Raw genomic sequence first — 21,910 nt, forward strand, 5'->3', positions numbered from 1 at the left:
GGGTGGGCCTTGGGCCACCGCTGCCCTCAGATGGCCGACGCATGCCCCGCGCCCGACATGTCATAGGCATCGAAATGCCGGGCGATGATCCGGGTAAGCGGCTCGCCTTCGGGGCGAATGCGCAGGCCGGTCTCACTGATCTGCACCATGTCGTCGAAACGCTCCGCCGCCTCACGCAGCAAGGCGGTGACGCGTGCGCCTGATCCGGGGAAGCGGGCGGTGATGTCGATCAGGCTCACCTCGAAATCGCACATCAGCGCCTCGATGATCCGCGCCCGTAACAGATCGTCACCCGCGAACACATGTCCGCGTGCGGTAGAAAAATGCCCCTGTTGAATGGCCTTAGCATAAGCGGATGTGGCTGGGGCGTTCTGCGTATACCCCTGCGGAAAACGCGAAATCGCAGAGGCCCCGAGCCCGATCAAAACGTCAGCGGGATCGTCCGTATAGCCCTGAAAGTTTCTCCGCAGCCGCCCGGCGCGCGCCGCTATGGCGAGCGTGTCATGTGGCGCTGCAAAATGATCGATCCCGATCTGGGTGTACCCGTCCCAGTCAAACAACCGCCGCGCGGTATCAAAGAGTTTCAGCCGTTTTTCCGGTGCCGGCAGCGCATCGCTGGGGATCATCGATTGCCGCCGCGCCATCCAAGGCACATGCGCATAGCCGTAAAGGGCGACGCGGTCCGGATTCAACGTCAGCAGTTTCTGCACGGAACCGGCAATGCGCGCCTCATCCTGATGCGGCAGCCCAAAGAGGATGTCCGCATTGAGAGAGGTGATGCTGGCCCCGCGCAGCATTTCCGCCGCGTCGCGGGTGATCTCGAATCCCTGAATGCGACCGATCGTGTTTTGCACCTCCGGATCGAAATCCTGCACGCCGATGGAGGCACGAGTCATGCCTGCCCTGGCCAGCGCATCCACGCGTGCGGCGTCTATCTCATTGGGGTCGATCTCGACGGAAAACTCCGCAGTGCGCGCCAGGGGGGCAATCGCCACGACTGCATCAGAGAGCTCACCAATCATCCCTGGCGAAAGCAGCGTTGGTGTGCCGCCGCCCCAATGCATCCGGCTCAGTGTGACACCCTCCGGCAGCCAGCGACCGAGCATCTCAATTTCCTGTATCAGCGTCTGCAGATAGCTTGCCACGGGCGACAGGGTCTGCGTGCCTTGCGTCCGGCAGGCACAGAACCAGCACAGCCTGCGGCAGAACGGAATGTGCAGATAAAGCGAAATCTGACTGCCCGGCGGCACTGCCTGCACCCACTCCTGCATATGCTCACTGCCGGTCGTGGGTTTGAACTGAGGCGCGGTGGGGTAGCTCGTGTAACGCGGAACCATCGCGTCAAATAGCCCCAGCTTGGCTAATTTGGATGTCATGTGCATACTGATCCAATAAAGTGCGCCCTGTCATCGTTCCTTGACACAGATCAAAAAATGGAGCCTCAAAATGCAGCAGGCGGTTGCCCCTGCCTTCAAGAATTGTACTGACTGCCCGATCCGGCATCGCGCGGTCTGTGCCAAATGCGACAGCGAAGAGCTCGAGCTGCTGGAAGACATCAAATACTACCGCAGCTTCAGCGCCGGGCAGCCGGTGATGTGGGCCGGAGACCATATGGATTTCGTGGCCTCCGTGGTCTCCGGTGTGGCGACCCTGACCCAGACAATGGAGGATGGGCGTACGCAGATGGTGGGTCTCTTGTTACCGTCGGACTTCGTGGGGCGTCCGGGACGCGGTGTGGCGGCCTACACGGTCACCGCGACAACCGATCTGACGATGTGTTGCTTTCGGCGCAAACCCTTTGAAAAGATGATCGATACCACCCCCCATGTGGCGCATCGCCTGCTGGAAATGACCCTAGACGAACTGGACGCGGCGCGGGAATGGATGCTGGTCCTGGGGCGCAAGACCGCGCGGGAAAAAATCGCCAGCCTGCTGTCGATCATCGCGCGGCGGGATGCGCTGCTCGGGTCGGCACCGCCCGGCAAGGAGCTTGTCTTTGACCTTCCCCTGACCCGCGAAGCGATGGCCGATTATCTCGGGCTGACGCTGGAGACGGTCAGCCGCCAGATTTCTGCGCTCAAACGCGATGGCATCATCTCGCTCAGTGGCAAGCGCAAGATCAGCATACCGGATATGGACCGGCTGCTGACCGAAGCGGGAGATGACAGCGATGGCGGTTACCTGACCTGACCCGCCATCGCGTAGGTCCTAATGCGCCATGAACACGGGCACTTTCGCATGCTCCAGCATTTCCCGTGTGGCGCCGCCCAGGATCGCCTCGCGGAAACGGGAGTGTCCGTAGCCGCCCATGACCAGCATGTCCGAATCCGTTTCTGTCACGTGGCGCTGCAGGCGTTCGCTCACACGGGCACCGCTGCGCGACATCACCTGAATGTCGCAGTTGACGCCGTGACGGGACAGCATCACCGCAAGGGCGCCGCCGGGATCTGACCGGTCCGCCGCATGTTCCGGCGGGTCGATGATTGCGATATGGACTTCCGTTGCCGCGATCAGCAATGGCATGGCAGACCGTATCGCCCTCAATGCCTCGGCGCTCTCGTTCCAGCCGATCACGATGCGGGAGGGTACGGGCACCGGCTCCACATCGGGCATGACCAGCGTTGGACAGGCCGCATCAAACATCATCGCCTCGAGGATCAGGTTTTCCTCGTTGCCGCTGGTGTCGCGATAGGGCAGGGAGACAACGCAGAGATCGGCAAATCGCGCGGCCTGCGACAAGGGGCGCCCGACATCCGCCAGCGTTGCAACCGCAGTTGTCGTGTTCCAGCGCAGCTTGCTCGTTTCCAGCCAGGCGTCGGTTTTCTTGCGGACCTTGGCGCCTTTCTTATGCGCCTCTTCCAGGGCTGTTTGAACGATGAAGGCATTTGCACCAACTTCGTAGTAGTTGCTGCGCGATCGGTCCATGCCGAGGCACATGACATCAAGATGCGCGTCCTGCGCTTCTGTCATGGCCGCAGCCTGGGCAAGTGCTGCCTGATGCGCGTCGAAGGAGGTCATTGCGGTGAAAATGGTTTTGAACGACATCGCCGTGTCCTTATCCAGAGGGTCCTCTGCGACAACTTAACCGCGTATTTCCTCTATTTCCTTGATCCGGGTCAGGGTAAATCCACCCTAGAGTTGATGCAGATCAAAGCGCGCGGAGGCACTTCACGCCACACCCGCATCACCAAGAACGTTCCCACGCCTGCGTGGGGCTAACCGGAAGGGAACCCGGAGCAATGAATACCGGAACACTAAACTACGTGAAGCTGGTGGTCCTGGCGCTCGCCACGCTGTTTACAATGATCGCGGCAAGCTACGCCCGCGATCTTGCCTATCAGGTCCATATGGTGATCTTCATGATCGTTGCGGCGGGGCTGTTTTTGACAACCTTGCGCGCGACGGATGAGCCCGTCACCCCAACCCCGACAAATGAGTATTTCGACAGCGTCGTGCGCGCGGGCGTGATCGCCACCGCATTCTGGGGGGTCGTCGGGTTTCTGGTGGGCGTGGTGATCGCCTTTCAGCTGGCATTTCCGCAACTGAATTTCGCCTGGGCCGAAGGCTACGCGAATTTTGGCAGGTTACGCCCACTGCACACCTCCGCGGTGATTTTTGCGTTTGGGGGCAACGCCCTGATCGCTACGTCCTTCTTCGTGGTGCAGCGGACCTCGGCCGCGCGGCTTTGGGGCGGCAACCTGGGGTGGTTCGTGTTCTGGGGCTATCAGCTTTTCATCGTTCTGGCGGCCACCGGCTACCTGCTGGGCGGCACCCAATCCAAGGAATACGCGGAGCCTGAATGGTACGTCGATATCTGGCTGACCATCGTCTGGGTCGCTTATCTCGCCGTCTATCTCGGCACGATCATCAAGCGCAAGGAGCCGCATATCTATGTGGCCAACTGGTTCTTCCTGGCCTTCATCGTGACCGTGGCGATGCTGCACATCGTCAACAACATCTCCATTCCGGTTTCCATCTGGGGCAGCAAATCGGTGCAGGTTTTCTCGGGCGTGCAGGATGCCATGGTGCAGTGGTGGTACGGCCACAACGCGGTGGGCTTTTTCCTGACGGCGGGCTTTCTGGGCATGATGTACTACTTCGTGCCGAAGCAGGCGGAACGACCAGTGTTCTCCTACAAGCTGTCGATCATCCACTTCTGGGCGCTGATCTTCCTCTATATCTGGGCCGGTCCGCACCACTTGCATTACACCGCGCTGCCGGATTGGGCCTCGACGCTCGGCATGGTCTTTTCGATCATCCTGTGGATGCCCAGCTGGGGTGGGATGATCAACGGCCTGATGACGTTGCAAGGCGCCTGGGACAAGCTGCGGACTGATCCGGTGCTGCGGATGATGGTCACCAGCCTCGCCTTCTACGGTATGTCCACCTTCGAGGGGCCGATGATGTCGATCCGCTCCGTCAACTCGCTGTCGCATTACACCGACTGGACCATCGGCCACGTGCACTCCGGTGCGCTCGGCTGGAACGGTCTGATCACCTTTGGCGCGCTCTACTACCTCGTGCCGGTGCTCTGGAAACGCGAGCGGCTCTACTCGCTTTCACTGGTCAGCTGGCACTTCTGGCTCGCCACCATCGGCATCGTGCTCTACGCGGCGTCCATGTGGGTGACCGGCATCATGGAGGGCCTGATGTGGCGCGAAGTCGACGCCAACGGCTTCCTCGTGAACAGCTTTGCCGACACCGTCAGCGCGAAGTTCCCCATGTATGTGGTGCGCGGTCTGGGCGGGGTTCTGTTCCTCTCCGGTGCCATCATCATGTGCTACAATCTGTGGATGACTGTCCGCGCGGCCCCTGCCAAGGCGTCGCTCGGTACAGCTGTCCCCGCTGAATAAGGAGGGGTGAAATGTCGATCCTTTCAAAACACAAGCTCATCGAAACCAATGCCACCCTGTTGCTGATCCTCAGCTTTCTGGTGGTGACCATCGGGGGCATCGTGCAGATTGTGCCGCTCTTCTATCTCGAAAACACCATCGAGAAAGTCGACGGCATGCGGCCCTATTCGCCGCTGGAACTGACCGGGCGGGACATCTACGTGCGCGAAGGCTGCTATGTCTGCCACAGCCAGATGATCCGCCCGATGCGCGACGAGGTGGAGCGTTATGGCCACTACTCACTGGCGGCGGAGTCGATGTACGACCACCCGCACCAGTGGGGCTCCAAACGCACCGGGCCGGATTTGGCCCGGGTGGGCGGACGGTACTCGGACGATTGGCACATCGATCACCTGCGCGACCCGCAGTCCGTGGTGCCGGAATCGATCATGCCCAAATACGGCTTTCTGGAGCGCACGCTGCTGGACGCCGAGCACGTACAGGACCTGCTGGAGACCCATGCCTTTGTGGGCGTGCCCTACACCGACGAGATGATCCAGGCCGCCGCTGCCGATTTCCGGGCCCAGGCGGACCCGGACAGCGACTATGACGACATGCTGGAACGTTATCCGGGGGCGCAGGTGCGTAACTTCGACGGCCAGCCGGGCATTTCCGAGGCCGACGCGCTGATCGCTTACCTGCAGATGCTGGGCACGCTGGTCGATTTCTCGACCTTCACCCCAGACGCAAGCCGCTAGAGGAGAGACCGATGGAAACCTACAGTCTCTTACGTGAATTCGCCGACAGCTGGATGCTGTTGCTGCTGTTCTGCGTCTTCGTGGGCATCTGGTTCTGGGTCATCCGGCCCGGGTCCAGCAAGACCCACCGTGACGCCGCGACCATGATTTTCCGAAATGACGAACGACCCGCCCCGGATAAGGAGGCACAGAAATGAGCAAAGTTCCCCCAAAACAAGAGGGCGATCCGAACACCACCGGCCACAGCTGGGATGGGATCGAGGAATTTGACAACCCGATGCCACGCTGGTGGCTGTGGACCTTTTACGCCACCATCGTCTGGGGCGTGGCCTACACCATCGCCTATCCCGCGTGGCCGCTGGTCTCCTCCGCCACCGCCGGTCTGCTGGGCTATTCCACCCGCGGCGAGGTGGCCGCCGAAATCAGTGCCGTTGAAGAAGCCAATGCCGGGATCAATGCGCAACTGGCGTCGGCAGAACTGACCGAGATTTCCGCAGATGCCACATTGAACAGCTATGCGGTGTCGTCTGGGGCTGCGGTTTTCCGTACCTGGTGCGCGCAGTGTCACGGGTCGGGTGCAGCTGGTTTTGTCGGCTACCCGAACCTGCTCGACGATGACTGGCTCTGGGGGGGCGATATTGAGGCCATTCACACCACCATCGCGCATGGCATCCGCAACGAGGAAGACCCCGATGCCCGGTACTCCGAAATGCCCGCCTATGGTGAGATTTTCGAACCGGAGGAGATCACCCAAGTGGTCAACTATGTCATGTCGCTGTCGGGCGGTGCGTTTGATCCCGCGCTGGCAGAGCCGGGGGCCGAGCTTTTTGCGGACAACTGCGCGGCGTGCCATGGCGACAACGGTCTTGGAAATGTCGATCTCGGGGCACCGAATCTCGCCGATGCCATCTGGCTCTATGGCGGTGACGAAGAGACCCTGACCGAGACTGTGACCTATAGCCGCTATGGCGTCATGCCACCTTGGACACAGCGTTTGACCGAGGCACAGATCAGGGCGGTGGCACTCTACGTGCACCAACTTGGCGGGGGCGAATAATCCCCGCTGGACAGGGCCGGGTTTGTGGTATGGTGTCACAAATACGCTCCGGCCCTGACTGCATCTGATGAAACCCGCAAGGACCGTCGTGACAGATCAAGCGCAACCTCCCAGCCTCTACGCCGCCCGCGAACCCATCTTCCCGCGCCGCGTTTCCGGCCGGTTCAGAAACCTCAAATGGGTGATCCTCGCGGTCACCCTCGGCATCTACTACCTTGTCCCGTGGATCAGGTGGGACAGGGGCCCGAGTCTGCCGGATCAGGCGGTGCTGCTCGATCTGGCGAACCGCCGGTTCTATTTCTTCTGGATCGAAATCTGGAGCCATGAGTTCTATTTCGTCGCTGGGCTGCTGATCATGGCCGGGCTTGGATTGTTCCTCTTCACCTCCGCGCTGGGGCGCGTCTGGTGCGGCTATGCCTGCCCGCAGACGGTCTGGACCGACCTCTTCATTCTGGTCGAACGCTGGGTCGAAGGCGACCGCAACGCGCGCCTGCGCCTGCACCGCCAGCAGAAAATGGACGTCCGTAAGATACGGCTGCGCGTGACCAAATGGGTGCTCTGGCTGCTCATTGCCGTGGCCACCGGGGGTGCCTGGGTCTTCTATTTCGCAGACGCGCCAACCCTGTTTGTCGAGCTCTTTACCGGACAGGCACATGCGGTGGCTTATGGGACGGTGGCCTTTCTGACGGCCACGACCTTTGTCTTTGGCGGGTTCATGCGGGAGCAGATCTGCATCTATGCCTGCCCCTGGCCGCGTATTCAGGCCGCGATGATGGACGAAGACACGCTGACCGTTGCCTATCGCGACTGGCGGGGAGAGCCGCGCAAACACAGCCAGGAAGCCAAGACCGAGCCCATGGGCGACTGCATCGACTGCATGGCTTGCGTGAATGTCTGCCCGATGGGGATCGACATCCGTGACGGGCAGCAGCTGGAGTGCATTACCTGTGCCCTGTGCATCGATGCCTGCGACGACGTCATGGAACGCATCGGCAAACCGCGCGGTCTGATCGACTACATCGCACTGGCGGATGAAACCCGCGAACGCGAAGGCCATGCGCCGCGTGCGATCTGGCGGCATGTGTTCCGGCCTCGCACGCTGCTCTACACGGCCCTTTGGGGCGGCGTTGGTCTTGCCCTGATCGTGGCGCTTTTCATTCGGGCGGATATCGAGATGACGGTTGCCCCGATCCGCAACCCGACCTTTGTCACCCTGTCGGATGGATCGATCCGCAACACCTATGACATCCGCTTGCGCAACAAGAACAACGAGGAGCGCCTGTTCCGCGTCTTTGTCAAAGGTAATCCGGCGTTGCGTGTTCAACTGGAAGGCACGCCTTACGCCTCGGTGACCGTGCCCACGGATACATCCCTGCTGCAGCGGGTCTACGTGATCGCGCCGCCCGGATCAGACCCGGCAGAGGCAGCCCGGACGGACCTGCGGTTCTGGGTGGAAGATCTCAGCAACGGTGACCGCGCCTACAAGGACAGCAGCTTCAGCGGCAAAGGAGACGCCCAATGACCACGACATCCAGGCCTCTGACCGGGCGCCACGTTGCGATGATTTTTGTCATCGGGTTCTCCGTGATCATCAGCGTGAACCTTCTGCTTGCCTATAGTGCGATCAGCACCTTTCCCGGGCTGGAGGTGAAGAACTCCTACGTCGCCAGCCAGAAGTTCGATGAAAACCGCATGGCCCAGACAGCCCTGGGTTGGTCCGTGCTGGCGCAGGCGCGCGGTGACGAGGTTGTCCTTTCGATTACCGACGCTCAGGGCGCGCCCGTCGAGGTGGCGTCACTGGAGGCCACATTAGGGCGCGCCACCCATGTGCGGGATGACCAGACACCAGCGTTTGTGTTCGATGGCAGCCGCTATGTGGCACCGGCACAGCTTGCGCCCGGGAACTGGAACCTGCGCATGAAGGCATTGGCCGAAGACGGCACCGTCTTTCAGCAGCGGGTGATCCTGCATATTCCCAAAGGCGCGGAGTGAGCGCGCTGAGCACAAATAGTCCGGCCGCCTGTCCGGGGTGTCTGGCGGGACCGCCAGAGCCGGTTGCGGCGCCATCTGGGGATGCGCGGCTGATGCTGTCTCTGCCCACGATCCACTGTCAGGCCTGCATCGCCAAGGTGGAGGCGGCACTGGATGCCCATCCCGGGATCAAATCAGCGCGGGTGAACCTGACCCTCAAACGTGCCCTGATCGACGCGGAACCAGAGGTGAAGGCGGCAGAGCTCGTCACGGTCCTGGAGACCGAAGGGTTCGAAGCACACGAGCTTGACCCCGGCGCGCTGAACGACACCGCAACCCGCAACGCCAGCAAGGATCTGTTGATGCGTCTGGCCGTCGCCGGGTTTGCATCGATGAACGTCATGCTGCTATCGGTCGCGGTCTGGTCGGGGGCCGCCGACGCCACGCGGGATCTGTTCCATTGGATTTCCGCCGCAATTGCCTTGCCCGCCATCTCGTTTTCAGCGCAGCCCTTTTTTCGCAACGCCTGGAGTGCCCTGCGCGCGGGACGGCTGAACATGGATGTGCCCATCAGCCTGGCCATCGTGCTGGCGCTGGTGACCTCGCTTTGGGAAACATGGCTTTCCGGCCACCATGCCTACTTTGACGCGGCCCTGACGCTGACGTTTTTCCTGCTGGCCGGTCGCTGGCTCGATGCGCGCGCCCGTTCCGCCGCCCGTTCTGCCGCCGAAGAGCTGACGGCGTTGGAGGTGCCGCGGGCCCTGCGTATGGCGACGGACGGACCTGTCGAGGTGCCCGTTGCCGACTTGCGCATTGACGATCATGTCCTGATCCGCCCGGGCGCCCGTGCCCCCGTGGACGGTATCATCATCGACGGCCGGTCGGAGATTGACCGCGCCATGCTCACCGGTGAAACCCTGCCGGAAGTGCGTGGTGTCGGGGACCCCATCAGCGCGGGCGAGGTGAACCTGACCGGACCGCTGACCCTGCAGGCAACCGCAGTGGGGCAAGAGACATCGCTGCACCGCATGGCCGCCTTGGTGGCCGTCGCGGAAAGCGGTCGGTCGCGGTACACCTCCTTGGCGGATCGGGCGGCGAAACTCTACGCGCCCGGGGTGCACATCCTGTCTGCCCTGGCGTTTTTGGGTTGGTTGATCTGGTCCGGTGACATGCGTGTTTCGCTGAACATTGCCGCCGCCGTCTTGATCATCACCTGTCCTTGTGCGCTCGGTCTTGCGGTTCCGGCGGTCACAACGGCTGCATCGGGCAGGTTGTTCGGCAAGGGGCTGTTGATCAAGAATGCAACGGCCCTGGAACGTCTGGCCGAGGCGGACACGGTGGTTTTCGACAAGACCGGCACCCTGACCACTGGCAAGCCGAAGATCATGAACTGGGGGCAGCTCACAGATGCGCAGAAATCTGTGGCATTTGCCCTTGCCGAGGGATCTGCACATCCGCTTTCGCGTGCGATTTCCGAGATGGCTCGCACCGGAAATCATGCGCCGGCCGACGTTACAGAGATAGTGGAAAAACCGGGTTTCGGGACCCAGGCGCTGCTGGACAAACAGGCAGTGCGGCTGGGACGGCCCGACTGGATCGGGGTGACGCCTCCCGATGACAGTATTTGCGCGGCACTGGATATGGGCGATGGAACGCCCGTGCTTTTGACCTTCACGGACGCCCCGCGCCAAGGGGCGGCTGAGGCCATCGCGGGCCTGCGGGCTCAGGGCGTTGATGTGATCCTGTTGTCTGGCGATCGTGCGCCTGCCGTGGCCAGCTTTGCGGCCGGGCTAAAGATCGAAGAATGGCATGCGGCCATGTTGCCCGACGCCAAGGCGCATTTTGTTGCCAAGCTGAGGGATGAGGGGCGGCATGTGCTGATGGTTGGCGACGGCCTGAATGACACCGCCGCCTTGGCGACGGCCCATGTGTCGATCAGCCCGGCGCAAGCGCTGGATGCTGCGCGTGCGGCGTCGGACATGGTGCTACTTGGGCAGAACCTGGAACCGATTGCTGATGCTGTGGCGGTTGCCCGTCAGGCCACGCGGCGCATCCGCGAGAACTTTCAGATTGCAACGCTCTATAACATCGTGGCTGTGCCGTTAGCTGTGGCGGGTCTTGCCACGCCCCTGATTGCGGCGCTGGCCATGTCGACCTCGTCGATCACTGTGTCCTTGAATGCGCTGCGGGTCAGGGGGCGTGGATGAACGTTCTGGCCTATCTGATCCCGATTTCACTGATCCTGGGCGGTCTGGGGCTGGCCGGATTCCTCTATACTTTGAAGTCCCGTCAGTACGACGATCCCGAAGGTGACAGCCGACGCATCCTCAGTGACAAATGGGACGATCACCCCAAGGAATAGTGGTGGCCCCTTAGGAAGCGGGGCCGACCATCAAGCAACTGATATTGCGGGCGGCAAGGCGGCGACAGGCGAGGTCCGCACTGTCGCGTGTCATACCAAGGAAGTTCGCATCGAAGCCCGTGGGTTTTTTCACAACCTTGCGCAGGGTGCCTTCGAGTGTGGTCATTTCCGCAAGCGCTGTGGTGACAAGTGCGCGCTCCGCGTTGTAGCGGCTGGTGTACCGCCCCACATTCACGCCCCACTGATGCCCGCCCGATGTGGACAGCCGTGTCACGACTTCGTTTTCCGGCGGTGTCTCGGCGGCCAGAGCGAGCACGGTGCTGCTGCCGGGTCGCATGGCCGGGCGCAGAGTTGCGGCGGCAAAGCTGCTGTTCGACGCGACGATTGTCTGAATCGGTTTGGTCTCCGCTTCCACCGGCACTTCCTGCGCGGCGACAAGCGCCATCTGAATGTCAGAGGACAGCACGCCGCTGGCGCTGGCCTGCGCGGCGGCAGGGGGCGGGGCCGCCGGTGTGGCAATTGCCGCAGCGGCCAACTGCGTGCCGGCGCGCAGGCGCGGACGCAGGCTGGTGCGGGTGATGCCGCTGGCGCGCACGATTTTTCTAGCACCACCGGGCACATATTCCGGTTTCCTCGGCTTGTTCAGGGCGACACGCGTTGGCGCTCGTTTGAAGCCCATGTCGAGAAGCTCGGCCACGCGCGCATTCCGTGCACTGGTGGAGGTGCCGCCAAAGACGGTGGCGATGATGCGTTCACGACCCCGTTCGGCAGAGGCTACAAGATTGAACCCTGCCGCGCGCGTATAACCGGTCTTGATGCCATCGGCACCGCGGTAGGCGCCCAGCAGGCGCCGGTTGGTGTTCGCCACTTCACGCACGCCGGCATTGGTGGAGCGGCGCGAGAAGAGATTATAATATTCCGGATAGTCATAAAGCACGTGGCGGCCAAGGATCGACATATCCCGCGCCGTGGAGAGGTGACCGGATTCGGTCAACCCGTGCGCGTTTTTGAAGGTCGTGCGGGACATCCCCAAGGCCTTGGCAGTGCGGTTCATGCGGCGGGCAAAGGCGGCCTCCGACCCCTCAAGCGCCTCGCCGATGGCAGTTGCGGCGTCATTGGCAGATTTCACGGCGGCGGCGCGGATCAGGTAGCGAAAGGCAATACGCTGTCCCGATTTCAACCCAAGCTTCGACGGTGGCTCGGACGCGGCATGGCGGGAGATCTTGACCTTGGTATCGAGGGAAATCTCACCCCGCTCCACCGCCTGAAACGCAATGTAGAGCGTCATCATCTTGGTCAGCGATGCCGGGTGAAGCCGGGTATCCGCGTTGCGCGAATGCAGGACTTTGCCCGACCTCGCGTCCATCACATATGCTGCGTAGGGAGCAGCGACCGCACTGAGGGGAAGAACCACCAACAACCACAGAGCTGCGAGTAAAAATAGCCCGTAACGGGCCGGCATTGCGCGCCGAACCTTCATGATAACCTGCCTTTTTTCTGCCTCATGCCGCCGATTTGTTCGACTGGCTGTTTTGTAAGTGCGAGGCTAACACAGCTTTCGATTTCTATAAAGCCTTTGATTTAAGGTATTTGCGTTAACTTTCAGTGAAGCATGATCCACATCTGGTTGGTGCGCACGGGCGCACACCAAGAAGAGCGATTGTGGCAGGAATGGGGCGTCCCCTGTGGCGAGAATCGGATCTCGGCCCGTGCGGTCAGATGGACTCGATCTTCGCGATCAGGTCAGAGAGTTCGCCAAGGTCCTGCAAGGCATGGTACCGGGCATCTTCCGATGGTGCCTCTGCCCGCTCGAAATCCCATGCGTGACCGTGGTGAACGAAGACACCCCAGCCGCCTGCTTCTATCATCGGCAAGACATCTGACCGCATGGAATTCCCAACCATCAAAGCGCGGTCCACCCCTGTCCCGTGCCGGTCGAAAATCCCGCGGTAGGTGTCCGGTGTTTTATCCGAGACGATCTCGACCGCATGGAACAGATCACCCAGCCCGGATTGGGCCAACTTGCGCTCCTGATCCAGCAGGTCACCCTTGGTGATCAGCAGGGTGCGGTGCGTCTGTCGGGCCGTTTCCACTGCTGCGCGCGCATGGGGCAGCAAGTCCACAGGGTGACGCAGCATCTCGCGACCTGCGTCCAGAATTTCCGCGATGACCGGCGCGGATACCTTGCCCGACGTCACCTCGATCGCGGTTTCGATCATGGAGAGGGTGAAGCCCTTCACGCCAAACCCGTAGTGGCCCAGATTGCGCTTTTCGGCGGCAAGCAGGCGCTGCATCAGGTTCGGTTTATCGGTGAAATCGGCCAGCAGTTCCGCAAAATGCGCCTGCGTCATCTGGAAAAAGCGTTCGTTGTGCCAAAGGGTGTCATCGGCATCAAATCCGATCGTGCTGAGCACCTGCGCCATATGGGCCGCCCCCTTTTCTAAATGTTCAGACAGGTTATATAGAGCGCTCAACGACTCACCGCGACCCAAAAGCAGATCAGGAGCAGAAATGCACCGCGACGCATTCATGATGGCAGACCGCCCCGAGGATGATGGCGATACATCAATCCTGACGGCGACCAAGCCCAAGACCAAGCGCCCGCCGCTGTATAAGGTCCTGTTGCTCAATGACGATTTCACGCCGATGGAGTTCGTGGTTCATGTGCTTGAGCGCTTCTTTGGCCTGAACCACGCGCAGGCGTTCGAGATCATGCTGACCGTGCATAAAAAAGGCGTGGCCGTCGTGGGCGTGTTCAGCCACGAGATCGCGGAAACCAAGGTGGCGCAGGTGATGGATTTTGCCAGGCGGCACCAGCATCCGCTGCAATGCACCATGGAAAAAGAAGACTAGGCGCGTGATCGACGCCCGTCTGTCGCTGGCCCTTGATGGGGGTGGTTTGCTGTGGCCGTCCGAGGGGCGCATCGCTGTTTTTCAACCCAAACCCGACGCAATGCTGCCCGGCCTTCCGAAAGAGCGGACACAGATTGTCACCGGGTTCAGACCGGACTTTGATCACTGGCGTGACCGCGGGTACGATTGCGTTGTTGCTGCAGAAGGGCAGTACGCCGCTGCCGTCGTCTCCCTGCCACGCGCCAAATCAGAGGCGCGGGCGCTGATCGCCGAGGCTGCGCGCCGGACGCAGGGGACGCTGATCATAGACGGTCAGAAAACCGATGGCGTGGATAGCATGCTGCGGGACGTCAGAAAGCGGGCGAAGATCGAAGGGCCGCTGTCCAAAGCGCATGGCAAGCTGTTCTGGGTCACTGATCCCGACGCTGATACGTTCGAGGACTGGGCCGCCGGTCCAGCCCTGACCGAGGGTGGCTTTTGGACAGCACCAGGCGTCTTCTCGGCGGATGGAATCGATCCGGCGTCTGCACTGCTGGTCGACACGCTGCCGGATCACCTGGGCAAACGCGTGGCCGATCTGGGTGCGGGCTGGGGGTTTTTGTCGGCGCATATCCTGACGCGGCCCGATGTCGAAGAGCTTCACCTGGTCGAGGCCGGACATATGGCGCTGGACTGCGCGCGCCATAATGTCACCGACCCGCGGGCGCAGTTTCACTGGGCCAACGCGATGACCTGGCGTCCCGAAGAACGGCTGGATACGGTGGTGATGAACCCGCCGTTCCACGCCGCGCGCAGCGCTGACCCGACCCTTGGACAGGCGTTTCTACGCACCGCCGCGCAGGCCTTGCACGCGCAGGGGCAGCTTTGGATGGTCGCGAACCGTCATCTGCCCTACGAGGCGACGCTGCAGTCGCTCTTTGCAAAAACCAGCGAAGTTGCCGGGGATCGGCGCTTCAAATTGTTCCACGCCAGCCGACCGCTTCGCAAGCGCGGCTGAATCGGTCTAGACTGGACCTGCGCAACAGGGGAGCCTCCATGTCCTTTTCCATCAACGGCAAAACCGCAATCGTGACCGGTGCGGCAAACGGCATCGGCCTCGCCATCGCCCGTCAGTTCGCAGACCGTGGGGCAAACGTGATGTGCGCCGACATGGACGAAAAGAAGCTGACGAATGAATGGGGGGATCACGCCGAGGATAGCGCCCTGCGCTATTTTGCCGGCGATCTGCGCCAGCGGCTGACCATTGCCAATCTTGTGTCGGCCACAATCGACGCCTTCGAACGGGTCGATATCCTGGTGAATGCGTCGCGGCAGGTGATGCCGACCGATGCGCTCAACATCGAAGACAAATCCGTTGCAGTACTGCTGGAGCAGAACCTGATGACCTCGCTGCATCTGACCCAGCAGGTGGCCAAGCGTATGATCAAGCAGGGCGCGGACCAGCCGGAGGGGCAGCTGGGCTCGATCATCAATCTCAGCTCGATTGCGGCGCGCAATACCCGGCCGGAACTGATGGGCTATTCCATCGCCTCTGCGGCTCTGGAACAGATGACCCGCTCCATGGCGCTTGCGCTGGCCCCGGAGCGCATCCGCGTGAACGCCGTGGCCTTCGGATCGGTGATGAGCGCGTCGCTGAAATCTTCCGTGGTGGAAAACAGCGACTGGCGGGAAGACATTCGCGACCATACACCTTTGGGTCGCATTGCCGGGCCCGCCGAACTGGCCGAGGCGGTGCAGTTTCTGGCGGCCGAAAGCTCCGGCTTCATGACCGGTGAGGTGATCACGGTGGACGGCGGGCGCAGCCTGCTCGACGCCGTCGCGGCGCCAGCGCATTAGGATTTCGCACTTTTCGCCGTGGGGCTTCCGGTCTAGGAATGATGTCAGACAAACGTGACACATTGGACCGCTCATGACCGACAGCTTCGATACCGAAAAATCCCGCGCCTCAGCGTGGTTTCGCAACCTGCGGGACGATATCGTAGCGGCTTTCGAAGCTTTGGAGCAGGACCATTCCGAAGGTCCGCTGTCGGAGGCTGCGGCGGGTGCTTTCGAGGTCTCGGAGACACAGCGCACCAGCGAGGATGGATCGGACGCAGGCGGTGGCTTGATGTCCGTGATGCGCGGCGGGCGCGTCTTTGAAAAGGTGGGAGTAAACATCTCCACGGTCTACGGCACGCTGGGGGAACGGGCGCAGATGGCGATGGCCGCGCGCAAGGGTATTCCGGGCATGAAAGAGGACCCGCGCTTCTGGGCGTCGGGTATCTCCCTCGTTGCGCATATGCAGAACCCGCATGCGCCCGCCGTGCATATGAACACGCGCATGTTCTGGACGCCGCATGCCTGGTGGTTCGGTGGCGGATCGGACCTCAACCCCTGCCTTGAGTACGACGCGGACACGGCGCATTTCCACGCGACCCAGCAGGAACATCTCGATCCACATGGGGCAGCGCTTTACCCGCGCCTCAAGGAATGGGCGGATGAGTATTTCTACATCCCACACCGCAACCGGGCGCGCGGGGTTGGCGGGATTTTCATGGACGATCACTGCACCGGCGATTGGGAAGCTGATTTCAGCCTGACGCAGGACATCGGGCGGGCCTTCCTGCCTGCCTATGTGCCGCTGGTGCGCAAACGTCGTGTGCAAGAGTGGTCGGATCAGGACAAAGAGGCACAACTGGTGCACCGCGGCCTCTATGCTGAGTACAATCTGGTGTATGACCGGGGCACCAAGTTCGGGCTTGAGACCGGGCATGATGCAAATGCGGTGCTGATGAGCCTGCCACCGCTGGCCAAATGGATTTAGGGCAGGGTTGCGATTTTACGCGTCATGCCAGTCGAAAAACGCCGGCCCGGCCCGTGACAGCAGTTCCTCGCCAAGATCCTTGCCCATGGCGGCGGCCTCTTCGATAGAGCCGTCACGTTCTCCGGCCAGCGCTTGCGATCCGTCAGGGCGCAGCACCTGACCCCGCAGGCGCAATCGGTCTCCGGTCAACTCCGCAAGCCCGGCAATCGGCGTCTCGCAGGACCCGTCCAGGGTCAGCAGCAGGCTGCGTTCTGCGGCAAGGCGTTGGCCGGTTTCCACATCGTGGATGGCCATCAGCATTTCGGCGGTATTGGCGTCGTCCATGCGACGCTCGATCCCGATAGCGCCTTGTGCGATGGCGGGCAGCATGTCGTCTGGTTCAACTGGTGTGGCGGGCACGTCGTCCATGCCCAACCGGCTCAGCCCTGCGGCGGCCAGAAAGGTGCATTCCGCAACCCCATCGGAGAGCTTTTTCAACCGGGTCTGCACATTGCCGCGAAATTCCACTACCTTCAGATCAGGGCGACGGTGCAGCAGCTGTGCCTTGCGGCGCAGGCTGGAGGTGCCGACAACCGCGCCGGGGGCCAGTTCGGCGATGCTGGACAGTTTGGGCGAGATGAAAGCATCGCGCACATCCTCGCGCGGCAGGAAGGTATCAAGGATCAACCCGTCCGGCTGCAACGTCGGCATGTCCTTGGTCGAATGCACGGCAATGTCAATTTTCCCTGACAGCAAGTCCTCTTCGATCTCGCGGGTGAAAAGCCCCTTGCCGCCAATATCCTTCAGCGCCCGATCCTGAATGGCATCGCCAGTGACCTTGATCACAACGATCTGAAAACAGTTTTCTTGCAGATCAAAGGCTTGCGCCAGCCGATCCCGTGTCTCATGGGCCTGTGCAAGCGCCAGGGGCGAGCCGCGTGTGCCAATTCTGAGCGGGCTGTCGGGGGTCGGGAGGGTCACTGTCATGCGCCCATCTTTATGCGCGTCAAATTATCCTGACAACCCGTCTGTGTCTTGACAACAGCGCCGCTGCCCCTGACCAACGTGGAGTTGCAAATTGAGGACATCCATGGCCCCGACAAAAACCATTCTGCGCGCGCTTGCAGGCGAAACGCTTCCAACCCCACCGATCTGGATGATGCGTCAGGCTGGGCGCTACCTGCCCGAATACAAGGCGACGCGGGCGCAGGCCGGTGACTTCCTGTCGCTCTGCTACAATCCTGATCTGGCTGCCGAAGTGACCTTGCAGCCGATCCGCCGCTACGGGTTCGATGCGGCCATCCTCTTTGCCGATATCCTGCTGCTGCCACAGGCCTTGGGGGCCGATCTGTGGTTCGTGACGGGTGAAGGTCCGCGTTTGTCCACCGTGCAGACACAGGCGGATTTCGACAAGCTGGGACCGGTTGGGGATATTCACGAGACCCTGAACCCGATCTATGAAACGGTGCGCATCCTGCGACGCGAACTGCCCGCCGAGACGACGCTGATCGGCTTTGCCGGCGCGCCTTGGACGGTGGCAACCTATATGATCGCGGGCCAAGGGACGCCGGATCAGGCACCTGCCCACGCCTTGCGGCAGGAAAACAACGCCCTCTTCGAGGCGCTGCTGGCGCGGATCACGGCGGGGACAATCGATTATCTGGCCGCACAGATCGAGGCGGGCGCCGAAGTTGTGAAAATCTTTGACAGCTGGGCGGGCTCGCTCAAGGGCGAGGCGTTCCAGAAATACGCACTCGAACCCGCACGCGAAATCACTGCCGCCTTGAAAGCACGCTATCCGCATATCCCCGTCATCGGTTTCCCGCGCGAGGCGGGGGATAACTACATCGGCTTTGCCAAAGCGACCGGTGTGGATTGCGTGGCGCTGGATAACTCGGTCAGCGCGGCATGGGCGGCGCAACACGTGCAGGTCGATGGCTGTGTGCAGGGCAACCTTGCCAGCAGCCATATGGTCACCGGCGGTCAGGCGCTGGTGGACGACACACGCGCCATCGTAAAAGCCTTTTCAAAGGGCCCGCATATCTTCAATCTGGGGCACGGGATCACGCCGGACGCGGATCCGGACAACGTGCAGCGCATGATCGACACGGTTCGGGCGGGATAATCGCGCTTTCTGGCTTGACGGGGCTGCGGGGCTGTCATAGTCCACGGCCCGATGGCGTTATAGCTCAGTTGGTTAGAGCGAACGACTCATAATCGTTAGGTCCCTGGTTCAAGTCCAGGTAACGCCACCAGCATCCCCCCACCGTTTCTGCCCATTGACCCCGCGCATGGCGCGCGCAACAGTTGCCGCCTGAAAGAGGGGGTCATGACCGAGAAAGACCGGATACTGATCGCGGGCGGCGGCATTGGCGGGCTGGCGGCAGCCCTGGGCCTGGCGCAAAAAGGGCTGTCTTCTCTGGTGCTGGAAAAGGCGGCTGAACTGGGCGAGATCGGCGCGGGCATTCAACTGGGCCCCAATGCCTTTCACGCCTTCGACGCTCTGGGCGTTGGCGATGCGGCGCGCGGAATGGCGGTCTATATCGACAACCTTCGGCTGATGGACGCGCTGACCGGTGACCGGATCACCCACATCCCGCTGGATGCCGGTTTTCGCGCCCGTTTCGGCAACCCCTATGCGGTTGTGCACCGGGGCGATCTGCACGGCGTCCTGCTCAGGGCCTGCAGGGATCACCCGCTGATTGACCTGCGGACGCAGGCGGCGGTGAGCCGCTATGATCAGGACAGCAGCGCGGCGACCGTCACGCTGGCGGATGAAGTGCAGATCACCGGGCGCGCGCTGATCGGGGCGGATGGTCTGTGGTCGCGCGTGCGGGGGCAACTGATCGGGGATGGCGCGCCGCTGGTGTCCGGCCATACGACCTACCGGTCCGTGATCCCGGTGGCAGAGATGCCCGAAGACCTGCGGTGGAACGACGCGACGCTCTGGGCCGGACCGAAATGCCACATCGTGCACTACCCGCTGTCCGGTGGGAAACTGTTCAACCTCGTGGTGACCTGCCACAACGACGCGCCGGACCCGGTGGCGGGCAAACCGGTGCGCCACGCGGAGGTGCGCAGGGGTTTTGAGCATATCCATCCGCGGGCGCAGCAGATCATCGACAAAGGATCGGATTGGAAACTTTGGGTGCTTTGCGACCGCGACCCGGTCATGGGGTGGACAGAGGGACGTGTCGCGCTTTTGGGAGACGCGGCGCATCCGATGTTGCAGTATTTTGCGCAAGGCGCCTGCATGGCGTTGGAGGATGCGGTGTGCCTTGCGGATGAACTGGACGGCGCGGAGGATGTCGCAGCGGCCTTGATCCGGTATCAGGATCGGCGCCGGTTGCGCACCGCGCGTGTACAGTTGCAATCCCGCGAGATCGGCACCCATGTCTACCACCCGTCAGGGGCCCACGCGGCCCTGCGCAATGCGGTGATGGCCGCGCGCGGCGCCGAGGAATGGTTTGATCAGGTGGCCTGGCTCTATGGCTCTACCGGTCTCGAAGGCGCCGTCTCCCCCGAGACCAGAGGGCCTTGACCATCGCCCTGTACTGCCAGCGGGATAGTTACAAACACGGGTGACATCCCCGGTGATCTGCAATAGCAATTTAGCAGGGAAGACGAGTCAGAGGCCGCAAAACGCAAGGCCCGACCGGGTTTAGGGAGGAACTAGAATGACGATCTCACGCAAATCATTTCTCAACATGGCGGCTGCCGCAGCGCTGGCGGTGGGCTTCGGGGCGGCGCCTGCGACGGCCCAGGACGTCACCCTGCGCCTGCACCAGTTCCTGCCGCCACAGGCCAATGTGCCCAAGCTGGTGCTTGATGTCTGGGCCGATAGTGTCGAGGAAGACAGCGGCGGTCGCATCAAGGTGGAGCGGTATCCGTCGATGCAGCTGGGCGGTAAGCCCCCGGAGCTGATGGATCAGGCGATTGACGGTGTGGCAGATATCGTCTGGACCGTGGTTGGCTACACGCCGGGCCGCTACCCGTCGACCGAAGTCTTTGAGCTGCCCTTCATGATGACGAACGCCCGCGCGGCCTCCCGCGCCTATTGGGAGATGTTCGAGAAACACATGAAGGACACCGAGTTCAAGGATGTGCATATCCTCGGCACATGGGTGCACGGGCCGGGCCTGATCCACGCCAACAAGGAAGTGCGCAAACCTTCCGATATGGACGGGCTGAAAATCCGTGGCGGCTCCCGTCTGGCCAATGCGCTGCTGGAAAAAGTCGGCGCAACCCCGGTGGGCATGCCGGTGCCAGCCGTGCCTGAAGGTCTCTCCAAGGGCGTGATTGATGGCACGACTATCCCGTGGGAAGTCACCGCCGCGCTGAAAATCCCGGAACTGGTGGACAACCACACGGAATTCACCGGCAACGCGCTCTATGTGCTGACCTTTGTGCTGGCGATGAACAAGGACCGCTATGAGGGCCTGCCGGATGATCTCAAGAAGGTGATCGACGAGAATTCCGGTCTGGAGTTCTCGGTTTTTGCCGGTGGGACGCAAGCGGATAGCGATGGGCCTGCCCGTCAGGCGGCGGCAGATCGCGGCAATAACATCGTGACGCTGAACGAAGAAGAGACAGCCGAGTGGAAAGCCGTCGCGCAGCCGATCTATGACGAATGGGTCGCCGACATGAACGAGAAAGGCATCGACGGTCAGGCGCTGATCGACGAAGCCCGCATGCTGATCGACAAGTACACCGAGTAAATTCGGTATTCCTTGACCCGCAGCACTGCGTTAAGTGCTGCGGGTCTTTTGTTTTCTGACCGGAGCCTTTCATGCATCAGGCCGTGCAAACGCTCGCCCGCGTTACCGCCATTATCGGCGGCCTCGTTCTGGTGGGGCTCGTTATTCTGACGACCCTGTCGACCGCCGGGCGCGAGCTGGGCATTGGCGAGGTCAACGGCAGCTATGAAATCCTTGAGGCGGGTGTCGCCTTTGCGATTTTTTCCTTCTTCCCGATTTGCCAGCTTCATGGGGCCCATGCCACGGTCGATATCTTCACATCCCAACTGCCGGGCCGGGTGCACCGCGCGATCATCGCCTTTTGGGAGGTCGTGCTGACCGCTGCCCTGATCCTGATCAGCTGGCGTCTTTACGAAGGCATGCAGCGCTACATCGGCAATGGCGAAACCACGTTTTTCCTGCAGTTCCCGGTCTGGTGGGCCTATTCCTTCAGTTTCGCCGCCTCGGTGGTCACCTGCATTGTTGCCCTCTATTGTGCCGCCATGCGTGTCGGTGAAAGCCTCTCTGGCCGCATGCTGCTGCCGACCGCGTAAGGACC

The 21,910-nt window shown here is 61.8% G+C and carries 22 protein-coding genes and 1 tRNA gene; 18 read left to right on the forward strand and 5 right to left on the reverse strand.

Annotated features, from left to right (window positions below):
- Nucleotides 1-26: 26 nt before the first annotated feature.
- Entirely contained in the window at nucleotides 27-1,382 is a 1,356-nt protein-coding gene (gene hemN, locus ISX84_RS16730) for an oxygen-independent coproporphyrinogen III oxidase (RefSeq protein WP_195821538.1), read from the reverse strand.
- A gap of 64 nt (nucleotides 1,383-1,446) precedes the next feature.
- On the opposite strand from hemN, the gene fnrL reads away from it, so the two are divergent.
- On the forward strand, nucleotides 1,447-2,190 hold the full coding sequence (fnrL, locus tag ISX84_RS16735; RefSeq protein ID WP_195821539.1) for a transcriptional regulator FnrL: 744 nt from the start codon (nucleotides 1,447-1,449) through the stop codon (nucleotides 2,188-2,190).
- Nucleotides 2,191-2,208: 18 nt separating this feature from the next.
- On the opposite strand, the gene ISX84_RS16740 is transcribed toward fnrL, so the two are convergent.
- Nucleotides 2,209-3,045 (reverse strand): universal stress protein, encoded by an 837-nt coding sequence (locus ISX84_RS16740; protein WP_195821540.1) that lies wholly within the window; start codon nucleotides 3,043-3,045, stop codon nucleotides 2,209-2,211.
- Between the two features lie 194 nt (nucleotides 3,046-3,239).
- Between ISX84_RS16740 and ccoN the strand changes: the two genes are divergently transcribed.
- From ccoN to ccoS, 8 genes are all read left to right on the forward strand, one after another.
- On the forward strand, nucleotides 3,240-4,853 hold the full coding sequence (ccoN, locus tag ISX84_RS16745) for a cytochrome-c oxidase, cbb3-type subunit I (RefSeq protein WP_195821541.1): 1,614 nt from the start codon (nucleotides 3,240-3,242) through the stop codon (nucleotides 4,851-4,853).
- An 11-nt stretch (nucleotides 4,854-4,864) separates the two neighbouring features.
- Nucleotides 4,865-5,590 carry a cytochrome-c oxidase, cbb3-type subunit II gene (gene ccoO, locus ISX84_RS16750; RefSeq protein ID WP_195821542.1) on the forward strand — a complete coding sequence of 242 codons (726 nt, stop codon included), beginning with the start codon at nucleotides 4,865-4,867 and terminating at the stop codon, nucleotides 5,588-5,590.
- Between the two features lie 11 nt (nucleotides 5,591-5,601).
- Nucleotides 5,602-5,787 carry a cbb3-type cytochrome c oxidase subunit 3 gene (locus tag ISX84_RS16755; RefSeq protein ID WP_195821543.1) on the forward strand — a complete coding sequence of 62 codons (186 nt, stop codon included), beginning with the start codon at nucleotides 5,602-5,604 and terminating at the stop codon, nucleotides 5,785-5,787.
- Nucleotides 5,784-6,647, forward strand: coding sequence for a cytochrome-c oxidase, cbb3-type subunit III (gene ccoP / locus ISX84_RS16760; RefSeq protein WP_195821544.1), 864 nt, complete (start codon nucleotides 5,784-5,786; stop codon nucleotides 6,645-6,647). The genes ISX84_RS16755 and ccoP overlap by 4 nt, the downstream gene beginning before the upstream one ends.
- Nucleotides 6,648-6,714: 67 nt before the next feature.
- On the forward strand, nucleotides 6,715-8,169 hold the full coding sequence (ccoG, locus tag ISX84_RS16765; protein ID WP_229884374.1) for a cytochrome c oxidase accessory protein CcoG: 1,455 nt from the start codon (nucleotides 6,715-6,717) through the stop codon (nucleotides 8,167-8,169).
- Entirely contained in the window at nucleotides 8,166-8,639 is a 474-nt protein-coding gene (locus ISX84_RS16770; protein ID WP_195821546.1) for a FixH family protein, read from the forward strand. The genes ccoG and ISX84_RS16770 overlap by 4 nt, the downstream gene beginning before the upstream one ends.
- Complete coding sequence (locus tag ISX84_RS16775; protein ID WP_326838759.1) at nucleotides 8,636-10,825, forward strand: heavy metal translocating P-type ATPase; 2,190 nt, start codon at nucleotides 8,636-8,638, stop codon at nucleotides 10,823-10,825. Before ISX84_RS16770 ends, ISX84_RS16775 begins: the two co-directional genes overlap by 4 nt.
- Nucleotides 10,822-10,980, forward strand: coding sequence for a cbb3-type cytochrome oxidase assembly protein CcoS (ccoS, locus tag ISX84_RS16780; RefSeq protein WP_195821548.1), 159 nt, complete (start codon nucleotides 10,822-10,824; stop codon nucleotides 10,978-10,980). Before ISX84_RS16775 ends, ccoS begins: the two co-directional genes overlap by 4 nt.
- A 10-nt stretch (nucleotides 10,981-10,990) precedes the next feature.
- On the opposite strand, the gene ISX84_RS16785 is transcribed toward ccoS, so the two are convergent.
- Both ISX84_RS16785 and ISX84_RS16790 read right to left on the reverse strand, forming a co-directional pair.
- A complete protein-coding gene (locus tag ISX84_RS16785; protein ID WP_195821549.1) occupies nucleotides 10,991-12,460 on the reverse strand; it encodes a D-alanyl-D-alanine carboxypeptidase family protein in 1,470 nt (489 codons plus the stop codon).
- A gap of 235 nt (nucleotides 12,461-12,695) precedes the next feature.
- Nucleotides 12,696-13,403: an HAD family hydrolase gene (locus tag ISX84_RS16790; protein ID WP_195821550.1), complete on the reverse strand. Its 708-nt coding sequence runs from the start codon at nucleotides 13,401-13,403 to the stop codon at nucleotides 12,696-12,698.
- Nucleotides 13,404-13,491: 88 nt separating this feature from the next.
- On the opposite strand from ISX84_RS16790, the gene clpS reads away from it, so the two are divergent.
- The 4 genes from clpS (at nucleotide 13,492) to hemF (ending at nucleotide 16,636) form a co-directional block, all read left to right on the forward strand.
- A complete protein-coding gene (clpS, locus tag ISX84_RS16795; RefSeq protein ID WP_195821551.1) occupies nucleotides 13,492-13,833 on the forward strand; it encodes an ATP-dependent Clp protease adapter ClpS in 342 nt (113 codons plus the stop codon).
- 4 nt (nucleotides 13,834-13,837) lie between these two features.
- Nucleotides 13,838-14,830 (forward strand): class I SAM-dependent methyltransferase, encoded by a 993-nt coding sequence (locus tag ISX84_RS16800; protein ID WP_195821552.1) that lies wholly within the window; start codon nucleotides 13,838-13,840, stop codon nucleotides 14,828-14,830.
- A gap of 38 nt (nucleotides 14,831-14,868) precedes the next feature.
- Nucleotides 14,869-15,669 carry an SDR family NAD(P)-dependent oxidoreductase gene (locus tag ISX84_RS16805; protein ID WP_195821553.1) on the forward strand — a complete coding sequence of 267 codons (801 nt, stop codon included), beginning with the start codon at nucleotides 14,869-14,871 and terminating at the stop codon, nucleotides 15,667-15,669.
- A 73-nt stretch (nucleotides 15,670-15,742) separates the two neighbouring features.
- Nucleotides 15,743-16,636 carry an oxygen-dependent coproporphyrinogen oxidase gene (hemF, locus tag ISX84_RS16810; protein ID WP_195821554.1) on the forward strand — a complete coding sequence of 298 codons (894 nt, stop codon included), beginning with the start codon at nucleotides 15,743-15,745 and terminating at the stop codon, nucleotides 16,634-16,636.
- 15 nt (nucleotides 16,637-16,651) lie between these two features.
- Here the strand turns inward: hemF and hemC are convergent, their stop codons facing one another.
- Nucleotides 16,652-17,602: a hydroxymethylbilane synthase gene (hemC, locus tag ISX84_RS16815; RefSeq protein ID WP_195821555.1), complete on the reverse strand. Its 951-nt coding sequence runs from the start codon at nucleotides 17,600-17,602 to the stop codon at nucleotides 16,652-16,654.
- A gap of 103 nt (nucleotides 17,603-17,705) precedes the next feature.
- On the opposite strand from hemC, the gene hemE reads away from it, so the two are divergent.
- The 5 genes from hemE (at nucleotide 17,706) to ISX84_RS16840 (ending at nucleotide 21,905) form a co-directional block, all read left to right on the forward strand.
- Nucleotides 17,706-18,740: a uroporphyrinogen decarboxylase gene (gene hemE, locus ISX84_RS16820; RefSeq protein WP_195821556.1), complete on the forward strand. Its 1,035-nt coding sequence runs from the start codon at nucleotides 17,706-17,708 to the stop codon at nucleotides 18,738-18,740.
- Between the two features lie 53 nt (nucleotides 18,741-18,793).
- Nucleotides 18,794-18,870, forward strand: a tRNA-Met gene (locus tag ISX84_RS16825).
- A gap of 74 nt (nucleotides 18,871-18,944) precedes the next feature.
- Nucleotides 18,945-20,156, forward strand: a complete 1,212-nt coding sequence (locus ISX84_RS16830; RefSeq protein WP_195821557.1) for a 3-hydroxybenzoate 6-monooxygenase — start codon at nucleotides 18,945-18,947, stop codon at nucleotides 20,154-20,156.
- A 136-nt stretch (nucleotides 20,157-20,292) separates the two neighbouring features.
- Entirely contained in the window at nucleotides 20,293-21,333 is a 1,041-nt protein-coding gene (locus tag ISX84_RS16835; RefSeq protein ID WP_195821558.1) for a TRAP transporter substrate-binding protein, read from the forward strand.
- Nucleotides 21,334-21,404: 71 nt separating this feature from the next.
- On the forward strand, nucleotides 21,405-21,905 hold the full coding sequence (locus tag ISX84_RS16840; RefSeq protein ID WP_195821559.1) for a TRAP transporter small permease: 501 nt from the start codon (nucleotides 21,405-21,407) through the stop codon (nucleotides 21,903-21,905).
- Nucleotides 21,906-21,910: the final 5 nt, after the last annotated feature.

The sequence above is a fragment of the Roseobacter sp. MH60115 genome (assembly GCF_015644665.1).
Lineage (GTDB): Bacteria > Pseudomonadota > Alphaproteobacteria > Rhodobacterales > Rhodobacteraceae > Roseobacter.

Excerpts from the sequence above, each read along its gene's own strand:
- hemF (WP_195821554.1), top strand. The coding sequence starts at position 15,743 with ATGACCGACAGCTTCGATACCGAAAAATCCCGCGCCTCAGCGTGGTTT.
- ccoS (WP_195821548.1), top strand. The coding sequence starts at position 10,822 with ATGAACGTTCTGGCCTATCTGATCCCGATTTCACTGATCCTGGGCGGT.
- ISX84_RS16785 (WP_195821549.1), bottom strand. The coding sequence starts at position 12,460 with ATGAAGGTTCGGCGCGCAATGCCGGCCCGTTACGGGCTATTTTTACTC.
- ISX84_RS16805 (WP_195821553.1), top strand. The coding sequence starts at position 14,869 with ATGTCCTTTTCCATCAACGGCAAAACCGCAATCGTGACCGGTGCGGCA.
- ISX84_RS16770 (WP_195821546.1), top strand. The coding sequence starts at position 8,166 with ATGACCACGACATCCAGGCCTCTGACCGGGCGCCACGTTGCGATGATT.
- ccoN (WP_195821541.1), top strand. The coding sequence starts at position 3,240 with ATGAATACCGGAACACTAAACTACGTGAAGCTGGTGGTCCTGGCGCTC.
- hemE (WP_195821556.1), top strand. The coding sequence starts at position 17,706 with ATGGCCCCGACAAAAACCATTCTGCGCGCGCTTGCAGGCGAAACGCTT.
- clpS (WP_195821551.1), top strand. The coding sequence starts at position 13,492 with ATGCACCGCGACGCATTCATGATGGCAGACCGCCCCGAGGATGATGGC.
- ccoP (WP_195821544.1), top strand. The coding sequence starts at position 5,784 with ATGAGCAAAGTTCCCCCAAAACAAGAGGGCGATCCGAACACCACCGGC.
- fnrL (WP_195821539.1), top strand. The coding sequence starts at position 1,447 with ATGCAGCAGGCGGTTGCCCCTGCCTTCAAGAATTGTACTGACTGCCCG.
- ccoO (WP_195821542.1), top strand. The coding sequence starts at position 4,865 with ATGTCGATCCTTTCAAAACACAAGCTCATCGAAACCAATGCCACCCTG.
- hemN (WP_195821538.1), bottom strand. The coding sequence starts at position 1,382 with ATGCACATGACATCCAAATTAGCCAAGCTGGGGCTATTTGACGCGATG.
- hemC (WP_195821555.1), bottom strand. The coding sequence starts at position 17,602 with ATGACAGTGACCCTCCCGACCCCCGACAGCCCGCTCAGAATTGGCACA.
- ISX84_RS16790 (WP_195821550.1), bottom strand. The coding sequence starts at position 13,403 with ATGGCGCAGGTGCTCAGCACGATCGGATTTGATGCCGATGACACCCTT.
- ISX84_RS16835 (WP_195821558.1), top strand. The coding sequence starts at position 20,293 with ATGACGATCTCACGCAAATCATTTCTCAACATGGCGGCTGCCGCAGCG.
- ISX84_RS16840 (WP_195821559.1), top strand. The coding sequence starts at position 21,405 with ATGCATCAGGCCGTGCAAACGCTCGCCCGCGTTACCGCCATTATCGGC.
- ISX84_RS16755 (WP_195821543.1), top strand. The coding sequence starts at position 5,602 with ATGGAAACCTACAGTCTCTTACGTGAATTCGCCGACAGCTGGATGCTG.
- ISX84_RS16740 (WP_195821540.1), bottom strand. The coding sequence starts at position 3,045 with ATGTCGTTCAAAACCATTTTCACCGCAATGACCTCCTTCGACGCGCAT.
- ISX84_RS16830 (WP_195821557.1), top strand. The coding sequence starts at position 18,945 with ATGACCGAGAAAGACCGGATACTGATCGCGGGCGGCGGCATTGGCGGG.
- ccoG (WP_229884374.1), top strand. The coding sequence starts at position 6,715 with ATGAAACCCGCAAGGACCGTCGTGACAGATCAAGCGCAACCTCCCAGC.